The organism is Planctomycetota bacterium (assembly GCA_035384565.1).
Lineage (GTDB): Bacteria > Planctomycetota > PUPC01 > DSUN01 > DSUN01 > DAOOIT01.
This window is the reverse complement of the sequence record DAOOIT010000017.1, coordinates 95,078-102,021: the sequence shown is the minus strand read 5'-3', so window position 1 is coordinate 102,021 and position 6,944 is coordinate 95,078. Positions and strand designations below refer to the sequence as shown.

Annotated in this window: 4 protein-coding genes; 2 read left to right on the top strand and 2 right to left on the bottom strand. The window is 69.7% G+C overall.

Going from position 1 to position 6,944, the window contains the following annotated elements; translation table 11 throughout:
• Window positions 1–92 precede the first annotated feature (92 nt).
• Window positions 93–1,406 (bottom strand): KamA family radical SAM protein, encoded by a 1,314-nt coding sequence (locus PLE19_08720; protein ID HPD15020.1) that lies wholly within the window; start codon window positions 1,404–1,406, stop codon window positions 93–95.
• Between the two features lie 522 nt (window positions 1,407–1,928).
• On the opposite strand from PLE19_08720, the gene PLE19_08715 reads away from it, so the two are divergent.
• Window positions 1,929–3,089, top strand: a complete 1,161-nt coding sequence (locus PLE19_08715; GenBank protein HPD15019.1) for a Gfo/Idh/MocA family oxidoreductase — start codon at window positions 1,929–1,931, stop codon at window positions 3,087–3,089.
• A 289-nt stretch (window positions 3,090–3,378) separates the two neighbouring features.
• On the opposite strand, the gene PLE19_08710 is transcribed toward PLE19_08715, so the two are convergent.
• Window positions 3,379–4,554, bottom strand: a complete 1,176-nt coding sequence (locus PLE19_08710) for an AAA family ATPase (GenBank protein ID HPD15018.1) — start codon at window positions 4,552–4,554, stop codon at window positions 3,379–3,381.
• 1,248 nt (window positions 4,555–5,802) lie between these two features.
• On the opposite strand from PLE19_08710, the gene PLE19_08705 reads away from it, so the two are divergent.
• Complete coding sequence (locus PLE19_08705) at window positions 5,803–6,867, top strand: uroporphyrinogen decarboxylase family protein (protein HPD15017.1); 1,065 nt, start codon at window positions 5,803–5,805, stop codon at window positions 6,865–6,867.
• Window positions 6,868–6,944: the final 77 nt, after the last annotated feature.

Genomic DNA, 6,944 nt, shown 5'->3' with positions numbered 1-6,944 from the left:
CGATGCTCTCCGTTGCATCGCCTCCTCCGTGCTCCTAGCCTGCGGCAAGAATCGCCGGCGTCGCAGTCCCACGCGGATTCTTGGACAGGCTCCTAGGTATCCGAGGGCAGCGGGTCCGGGTACCGGTAGAGCTTGCCCTCGAAGTTGCGCAGGAGCACGAAGTTGCCCTCGCGCCCCTGGTAGTATTCGGGCAGAAGGGGTATCTTCCCGCCGCCGCCCGGCGCATCTATGACGTAGTGCGGCACGGCGTAGCCGCTCGTGTGGCCGCGGAGGCCCTGGATGATCTCCAGGCCCTTCTCGACCGGCGTGCGGAAGTGCGCGCTGCCCACGATCGGGTCGCACTGGTACAGGTAGTAAGGCCGCACGCGAATCCTCATCAGGCCGTGGACCAGCCGCGTCATCGTGCCCACGCTGTCGTTGACGCCGGCCATGAGCACCGTCTGGCTGCCGAGCGGGATGCCGGCGTCGGCAAGCCGCGTGCAGGCGAGGGCGGCCTCGGGCGTTAACTCGTCGGGGTGGGTGAAGTGCAGGCTCATCCACAGGGGGTGGTACTTGCGGAGCATGCGGACCAGGGCCGGCGTGACCCGCTGGGGCAGCACGGCCGGCACCTTGGTGCCGAGGCGGATGATCTCGACGTGTTCGATGGCCCGCAGGCGCGACAGCAGCCACTCGAGCCGCTCGTCGGAGAGCGTGAGCGGGTCGCCGCCCGAGATGAGCACGTCGCGCACCGTGGGCGTGGCCGCGATGTACTCGATCGCCCTCCCCCACTCCTCCAGGCTGAACGGCGCGCCGGCCCGATGCCCCACCAGCCGCGAGCGGGTGCAGAAGCGGCAGTAGACCGAGCAGAACCGCGTGACCAGGAAAAGCACCCGGTCGGGATAGCGGTGGACCAGGCAGTGGACGGGGCTCTGGTTCTCCTCGCCGAGCGGGTCCTCTTCCTCGCCCTCGGAACGGACGAGTTCGGCCTCGACGGGGATGACCGTGCGCCGCAGCGGATGCGCGGCGTCGGCGGCATCGAGCAGGCTCAGGTAGTAGGGCGTCACGGCCACGGGCAGGACGTGGTCCTGCCGCGTCAGCGCCCTGCGCTCGTCGTCCGACAGGCGCAGCACGCGCTCGAGGCCCGCCAGGCCTTCGATGCGGTGGCGCACCTGCCAGGCCCAATCGCACCACTCGGCATTGGTCGCTTCAGGGTAGAAGCGCCGGCGGAACGCGCGCGAGCGCGCGCTGATGCGCTGCTCCAGAACCGGCGATTCTGGCGGGGCGGGAATGCTGTCGCGGGTTTCGAGGGAAGGACAAAGCTCACCGGGCCTCGACTGGCTCCACCGGGCAGCACCGGGCGCGCCGCTCGTAGCGGCGCTGAGCACCGCAGTGGTACTCCCCGGAGGTTCGCCGTCTTCGACGCTCATCCGTCGGCTCCTAACCAGAGGATTGGGAGGCGGCATCCCACAGCCGCTCGCGCGCCCAATCCTATCAGAACGAAGTGACAAACGCAACTCTCTTCTCTGCGGGGCCGCTGCGGCTCCGCGCGGCGATCCCACGCTCGCTCCTCTCTCCTGCGGTTCCCCCGACGCGCCCCTCTCCGTCGCCAGGCCGCCGTCTCGCAGGGACGCGCCGCAATAAGCTGGGGGGAACCAACCCGCTATGCCCTGGCCCTTGTGGCTCTCTTGCGCTAATGTGTAACCGGTTTGGGGCGCAATGTCAATAGGAAAAAATCACCCGCGAGCGAAATTTCTGCATTTTTCCGCGCCGCGCGCGGCACCGGCCCGGGGCGCGCGACGGGCGGCCACGCTCCGGCCCCGCCGCCGCCGCACCCGCTTCGCCGTGCGGACCAAGGCCGCCCCGCAAACTCCCGCGCTGGCGCACCGCCGCCGATTTCGCTAGAATACGCGCCGCGGCCACTGTCCCCTCGGCGCAAGGAGCAACAAGGCATGGAGTCCGTTCGCATCGGCATCGTCGGCCTCGGCGGCATGGGCAGCCACCACGCCAGCTACCTCCTCAAGGGCGAAGTGCCCCACGCCAAACTCACCGCGGTGTGCGACGTGGCGCCCGACCGCCTCGCCTGGGCCAAAGAGCACCTCGGCGAGGGCGTGGCCGCCTACGAGAGCGCCGATGCCCTGTTCGCCGCGAAGGTTGTTGACGCCATCGTGATCGCCACCCCCCACTACTTCCACCCCCCCATCGCCGTCCAGGCCTTCGGCCACGGCCTCCACGTCCTCACCGAAAAGCCCGCCGGCGTCTACACCCGCCAGGTGCGCGAGATGAACGAGGCCGCCGCCCGCAGCGGCAAGGCCTTCGGCATCATGTTCAACCAGCGCACCGTGCCCGTCTACCAGAAGCTCAAGGAGCTGATGGACTCCGGCGAGCTGGGCACCATGAAGCGCAGCGTGTGGATCATCACCAACTGGTATCGCGCCCAGAGCTACTACGACAGCGGCGGCTGGCGCGCCACCTGGGCCGGCGAGGGCGGCGGCGTGCTCATCAACCAGTGCCCCCACAACCTCGACCTCTGGCAGTGGATCTGCGGCATGCCCCGCCGCCTCCGCGCCTTCGTCGCCTTCGGCAAGCACCACGACATCGAGGTCGAGGACGACGCCACCGCCTACGTCGAATACCCCAACGGCGCCACCGGCCTCTTCGTCACCACCACCGGCGAGGCCCCCGGCACCAACCGCCTCGAAATCGCCGGCGACCACGGCAAGCTCGTCCTCGAAGGCAACAGCCTCACCTTCTGGCGCACCCGCACCCCCGTCAGCCGCCACATTCGCGAATACAAGGGCGGCTTCGGCGAGCCCGAGTGCTGGAAGTGCGAAATCCCCGTCCGCCAGGGCGGCGGCTCCCACGCCGAAGTCACCCGCAAATGGGTCGAGAACATCCTCAAGGGCACCCCCCTCACCGTCCACGGCGCCGAGGGCATCAACAGCCTCCAGATCTCCAACGCCATGCTCCTCTCCGCCTGGACCGATGCCTGGGTGGACCTCCCCGTGGACGAGGGCCTCTTCTACGAGAAGCTCCAGGAGCGCGTCCGCGCCTCCGCCGCCAAGAAGGCCGGCGGCAAGACCATGAGCGTCGAGGGCACCTTCGGCACCTGACGCGCGCCAGCCCGCGCCTCCCAGGCACCCTCCCCGGGGCGCACCCAGGGGCCTCGCCGCCCTGTCCATCCCGTCCAGCCCCCGGCCCGCGCCATGCTTGCTCATCTCCCCCTCCGTTCCGGAGTGAGCAAGCATGGCGCTTTGGCCATTCTCGCCCTTCTGCGGCCGCGCATGCCATGCTGTATCACTCTCTCCCCCACAGGGGTGATACACCATGGTCCAAGCCGCGGCTCTCCCGTAGGTCTCGGCGCCTCCGGCAGGGCGTCGCTTGATGCCCCCGGTCCACCCGCTACACAAGCCCCGGCGCAGCCGCCCCCGGAGGCTCCGCGGCCCGAACCTCCGCCTCGACCGGGCGGCTCTCCTCCGCTGAGAGCCGCCAAAGGTAGGCGCCGCCGAACACGCTCCGAGCCGCCACCACCCCCAGCTCCCGTTTGGCGCGGCGCAGGGTGATCAGCGCAATGCCTGCCGCCTTGGCGCGTGCCTCCACCTCCGCCGCCGGCACCGGGCCGCCGGCCAGCACCTCCTCCAGCCACAGCCCCGCCCGCTCGCGCCGCGTCGCCGCGGTCAGGCGGGCGTCCAGCGCGTCCTCCGCCCACACGGTCACCGGCCCCGGCTCCCAGGCCAGCACCGGCACGTCGGGCGCCGCGGCCGAAGGCACGATCCGGTAGGCCAGACCCGTCACCCCGCCCGCCAGGTTGCACTTCAGCGGCAGGAACAGCAGGCGGCCCGCCGCCTGGCGGTCCGGCCCCACCGCCCACACCGCGCGCGCCGCCGCCACGAACGCCAGGCTGCCCATCGCGCGATACATCGCCGCGGCATCCGACTTCTTCGTCAGGTGGCTGATCGCCACAACGGCCACCCGGGTCCGTTCGGCCAGCTCCCTCACCGGGGCCAGCGCGTGGCGCACGTCGGCGTTGCTGTTCGCCGCGGCGCCCCCCAGGTACGCGCTCACGGGGTCCAGCACCACGAGCCGCACATCCCCAAGCTCCCGGATGCACGCCGCGAGCACCTCGACGTCGTGGGCCAGCGAAAACATCTGGTCCCCCTCGGCTCCGGCCCGCTTCACGGCCCGCAGCACCAGCACGCGGCTCGGGTCGCCCCCCGCCGCCTCGAGGCGCGGCCGCACCGTATCGCCCGCATCGTCCTCGGCCGTCAGCAGGATCACGCTGCCGCGCGGATGCACACCCGCCGGCCTCGCCTCGCAAGCACCCAGCTCGGACCGCGAAAGCTCCTCATCCGGCCACAGCGCGCCCGTGGTCACACGCGCAGCCATGTCCAGCGCCATCAACGACTTGCCGCGCCCAGGGTCGCCCACGAGCAGCGTCACCTTGCCCGCCGGCACCCGCCCCGGCCACAGCCAGTGGATGGCGCGCGCCTCGACGTCCGACAGCCTTGCGACCCGCACCTCGACCGGCTCCTCGGCCGGCTTGGGCAGCCGCGAATAGCCAGCCCACTTCGCTCCCATGCCCCTTCTCCTCATCGAGTTACACGATACTTGGATACTACACCCACAGCACCCGCATCAAGTCAGGCGAGGTCTCTCAAGCGCACCCCCTTCGGCCGGCAGCGGCGGCCATGCGCCGGCCTCTGCTGGCCATAATCCGCAGCAATATAAGGATTTGCGGAATCAGGTGGATATGCAGCGGCTGGCCTACGTGTCAGCCGTTGGGCAAGGCGTTCCGCCGCCTCACCCTTTGGGCAGCAGGACAAGTGAAATGCTGCCCACTCCGTGAGTATATCATAATAATTTGCTTTGTCAAGCCTCCAATGAAAAAAAACGCCTTCCACCGCCCCAGGCCAAAGGGTTCCAAGGGACGAGGGGGACAGAGGAGACCACAGGCAGCCAAGCTCCCAGGCCGCGCCGGCGTTCCTTGAGTCCCTTCTTTCCCGTGTGGCCCTCCCCCCTCGCTCCGCCCCACTTCCTCGTCCCTACGCTCTGCCCCACTTTCTCGTCCCTACGCTCTGCGTGGGGACGCGCTCTTGGCCGCTCTGCGGCCCTCTTCGCCTTCCTGGAAATGGAAGAAGGGATGCCGGAGCGTCCGCATCTCCGCCCCCACGCAGAGCGTAGGGGCGAGAAGAGAGTCCCCTATGGTCCCCCTCCCCCACGCGGCACCCGGCTCGCGCGACCGCGCTTTCCGGCCCCCGCGCGGACGGGTGCACCCCCGAGTAGTAGGTGGCCCTGCTCCTGTGCGGCGGGTTTCATGTGGCACAGCCGCCCTCGGCTGTGCTTGTGGGCGGCGCGTCCCCGTCCCGCGGTTCGCGGCGTGGGGACACGCCGCCCACGATGTCCCCCACAGATGGGGGCGCTGGTGCGTACGGTCGCCTACCTTCCCGGTTCGCACCCCCCGCAAACGGGTGCGGGCCGCAATTGCAGGTGGATTGCTCCTCTCTGGAGCCTGAAAGGCTCGTATGGTAAAGCCCAGGGCAACGCCCTGGGAAGGAGGCCACCTCAGACCGAGCCCTGAAGGGGCGAGATAGGGGAGCCCCATGCCGCCCCTTCAGGGCTTCCTGGTGGGTGCCGCTGGACCCAGGGCGTTGCCCTGGGCTTCACCATGGCGCCCCGAAGGGGCTACGGAATCTGCCTACAATCCCGGCCCGCACCCCCCGCAGACTCCGCGGTTGACAGCCAGCCGCCCAGCCGCTATCCTGCTGGGCGCGTGCCGCGCGCCTCTCGGCTCCCAGCCCCCCAGGGTGCCTCACGCCCATGAGCGCCATGACCTCCGCCGAACGCGTCCTGGCCGTCCTCCGCCGCCAGGAGCCCGACCGCATCCCCCACTTCGAGTGGATCATTGACCGTCGCGTGCGCGACGCCCTCTGCCCCGGCGCCACGATGGAAGAGTTCACCGTGCGCATGGGCCTCGACGCCATCCTCACCGCGCCCGACTTCAAGAAGGAACGCCTCGGCCCCGGCCTCGCCCGCAGCGAGTGGGGCATGGTGATGAAGGACTCGGGCGAGGAGCACGGCGTGGCCGTCGAGCACCCCGTCCAGACCCTCGACGCGCTGCGCCGGTACCGCCCGCCCGACCCGCACGCGCCCGGGCGCTACGCGAGCATCGAGCGCATGGTGGCCCGCTACAAGGGCCGCCTCGCCGTGGGCGTGCACCTCAACGACGTCTTCTCCATCCCCCGCTACCTCGCGGGCTTCGACACGCTGATGATGGCCTTCGCGGCCGAGCCCGAGCTGGTCCACGGCCTCGTCGAAATCTCGGTGAACGCCAACATCGCCATGGCGCGCGAGGTGGCGAAGCGGGGCGTGGACTTCGTGTTCACGGGCGACGACTATGCGTCGGCGAGCGGCCCCTTCGTGTCGCCCGCCATGTTCCGCGAGTTCCTCTACCCCGGCCTCCGGCGGGTCATGGGCACCTTCAATGAGCTGGGCCTGCCCGTCATCAAGCACAGCGACGGCGACATCCGCCCCATCCTCGACATGATCCTGGACTCGGGCATTGACTGCCTGGACCCGATTGACCCCCTGGGCGGGCTGGACATGGCGGAGTTCAAGCGGCGGTACGGCGGCCGCATCGCGCTCAAGGGCAACGTGAACTGCGCGCAGACGCTCTCCTTCGGCACCGAGAAGCAGGTGGTCGAGGAGACCCTCGCCGTCATCCGCGCGGCGGGGCCGGGCGGCGGGCTCATCGTCTCGTCGTCCAACAGCATCCACTCCGCCGTCAAGCCCGGCAACTATCTGGCCATGTGGAACGCGATCCACATGTACGGAGCCTATCCCCTTCAGTTGGAAGGCTGGAAGGATTCGGGCGCGATTGAGGCGTTCTCGTGAGGCGTGATACGTGATTCGTAAGAAGGCGGGAGCCGAACGCATGTGCCTTCTCTTCTCACGCATCACGCAGCGCGTAT

Excerpts from the sequence above, each read along its gene's own strand:
- PLE19_08710 (HPD15018.1), bottom strand. The coding sequence starts at position 4,554 with ATGGGAGCGAAGTGGGCTGGCTATTCGCGGCTGCCCAAGCCGGCCGAG.
- PLE19_08720 (HPD15020.1), bottom strand. The coding sequence starts at position 1,406 with ATGAGCGTCGAAGACGGCGAACCTCCGGGGAGTACCACTGCGGTGCTC.
- PLE19_08705 (HPD15017.1), top strand. The coding sequence starts at position 5,803 with ATGACCTCCGCCGAACGCGTCCTGGCCGTCCTCCGCCGCCAGGAGCCC.
- PLE19_08715 (HPD15019.1), top strand. The coding sequence starts at position 1,929 with ATGGAGTCCGTTCGCATCGGCATCGTCGGCCTCGGCGGCATGGGCAGC.